Origin of the sequence: Flavobacterium sp., from assembly GCF_049590715.1 — a bacterium.
Taxonomy (GTDB): Bacteria; Bacteroidota; Bacteroidia; order Flavobacteriales; family Flavobacteriaceae; genus Flavobacterium.
Map to the genome: position 1 here is coordinate 1 of NZ_JBAWDL010000184.1, position 2997 is coordinate 2997.

Consider the following 2997-nt stretch of genomic DNA (forward strand, 5'->3'; position numbering starts at 1 on the left):
GAATAAATACTCAAATTGCTTTCTTGTTGAGATAATCCATAGATAGAAAATACATTTTGAACCGGATTAGGATATATATAGCTACTATTTTTAGTTTTAAAACTCACTTTAGAAGTAGACAAAGCACTTGGATCAATTGCTGTGTACCAACCGCTTCCTCTAGTAGAAGCATAAAATTTTCCTCGAACAGTATAATCAATGGCAATATCATTGACCCTATCGGACTGTCCGTTTCCTTTATTAATTTTAATCCAAGTTTCTCCTGCATCTTTGGATAAATAGGTTCCTGCATTTTTATAATTCACTTGAGTATTTGGCAATGTTGAAACTAAAATTGTATTGGTATCATATTTAGCTACTTCCACACGGTTTGTCCATGGATAATCAAATTTCTTTGTCCAAGTTTGCATGTTATCATCACTTACCCATAAACCACCATTATTAATTGCTTCATTTTTAAAACCTGTTGTGATATAGGCTTTTCCATTTTTATCAAAATGAATATCATTAACCCCTGAAGAACCCGAAATAGGCAACGTAGAAGCCACCTCAGCCCAAGTTGCTCCTCTATCTGTAGATTTGAAAAGTCCACCGCCATTATCAATAACAGCAGCATACAAAGTAGCTGTATTATTTGGATCGATTGCCAATCTTGCAACATCTAATGAAGCGGGTAATCCTGTGTTTATTTCTGTCCAAGTCACTCCTCCATCTGTTGATCTATGTACGCCCCATCCTGTAACGCTATCTCCTACCCATTCTAATTTTATAGAAGAACGAGGCACACAGAAATACATATAATTAGGATTATTTTTATCAATTAAAAGACTCAATTGATGTACCGATTGATCTCCTCCTGTAGATTCAGGCCATGGTAAAGGAACTGGAGTTCCAATACTTGTCCAAGTAGCCCCCGCATTAGTGGTTTTTAATATTTGTCCACGTTTATCTTGTCTAAAGAAAGTAGCGAACCAAGTATTAGGATCAGTAGGATGAACCACTATAGAACTTACAGAGTGTTCCGCAGAAGTTATATCCATCACAGTAGCGCTTTGTGCTGAAGGACGTACGGTATTTGTTTCTTGATTGGTAATCCACAAACTATTTTCGCCCGAAGGACAAAACACTTTCTTAGGCAATAATTCACTTTGATAAAAACCATGACCAGGTAGATTACTATTTCCTGCACCAACCCAACTACCAGCTGAACCTGTAGCAGTATCATCAATATCCAACCAATTATCTCCGTTATCGTACGAAACAAAACCTATTTTAGCCATTTGAGTGTATAAAACGGAACCATCTGCACTAAACCTCGCAAAGTTAGAACCTTTTTGTTCATAATCATCTCTATTCAACCAATCACTTTTGTATTTAAAAGTCACATTAGTTCCCATAGGATTTGACCTCAAACTCCAATAAGAATTATCAACTCCGTTATTCCAGTTTTTACCATTTCTCAAAGTAACAAACCAGTTAGCCCCGCCATCTTTGGTTCTCCATATTTGACCTGGTTTAAAATTATTAGTTGATGCATTGGAATAATTATTAATCAAATAAATATTATTAGCATTTTTAGGATCTACTGTAATCAAATTAAAACGTTGCGTAAGGCTTGTAGGCATAACAGGAAACATTGCCTCTGCCTCCGCATTAGTAGCCAATCCAAAATAATAAGCAACTGTGGTATAATAGCTTTTTTTGATTCCGGCATTGTTTTTAAAATAATCCAAATTAACCGCTAAATTTCCACTCACATTTGTCCAAGTTTCTCCTTGATTTGTGCTTTTAAAAATTCCACCAGCGTCATCAGCAACTGTATTTCCATTAGCTTTCCAAGTAATATTGCTCAAAGCATAAAGGGTAACTACATTTGTAGATTTATTATGGTGCAAATCAAATGAACATATGACATCATTAGTCATTCCGTTCATTTTCAATACCCATGTTGAACCACCATTCGTACTTTTATAAAAACCATAATTTGTTGTTGCATACACAATATTAGAATTAACAGGATCTACTTTTATCGTTTCGACCTCCGCTTTAACATCCAATCCTGAATTAATCAAAGTCCACGATTGTCCTTTATCGGTACTTTTCCATATTTTACCTTGACTATTAGCATCCGTTTGAATGCCATGAGGCTGTGATAATGGAAACTCAAGCCTTCCATAATCACGCATACGGCCTGCTCCAAGATACCATATATTATCATTTTTAGGATCTACCGTTACACAAGCTAAATAAGAACTTCCAATAAGAGATTGAGAAGACAATTGTCTTTCCCAAGTTTTTCCTTTGTCAACACTTTGAAAAAGATCTCCTTTGCGTTCTCCTGTTGAAAAACCATAGGAAGGCGTTGCACGTGAAAAATCCAAAGAAAACATTTGGACTGGTCCACGAAATCCAGAAATATAAGACCCCAAATCTTCGTTTAGGATCGTCTCAAAAGTAAGGCCTTTATCCGTAGATCTATAACTATTTCCCATATTAGGACATGAAAAAACGATGTCAGAATCTGTAGGATGTGTATATAATGAGGTGCTATTACCACTCATTCCTGGCCCAAATTGTTCCCATTTTATGGATTGATCCGAAACAACATCTTTAGTTTTTAAATCATTGAAAAACGGATTGGCAATAGGTTTCTTTTCAATAACAAAATCATCAAAATAAAACTCACTACTTCCTGATGCATTCGAATTTATAGAAAATAGTACATAACCGTTTGCGTCTTGAACAGTTGAAACATATTCTGTAGTATACTTTACCCAAGAAGTACTTGTTAACCCGAAATTAACCTGACTTAACTTAGTTCCATCGTTTTTAAAAATTTTAATATTGGAAGTAGTATTTGTAGTTGGGGAAATCGCTTTATAATAAAACGAAATAATATAAGTTTGACCGTTTTCCCAATTGATTGCTTTAGGGGTCGTTAAATTTCCTTTTTGATTTGCTTGATTAAAAGCCATTTGAAAACCATAACCTCCATTG

At 35.1% G+C, this 2997-nt stretch carries 1 protein-coding gene; it reads right to left on the bottom strand.

The genetic code is table 11. The annotated features are described in order from the left end of the window. Positions 1-2975: WD40/YVTN/BNR-like repeat-containing protein (locus tag WBQ70_RS08480; RefSeq protein WP_423912886.1), on the bottom strand; the 2975-nt coding region annotated here is incomplete at its 3' end. Positions 2976-2997: the final 22 nt, after the last annotated feature.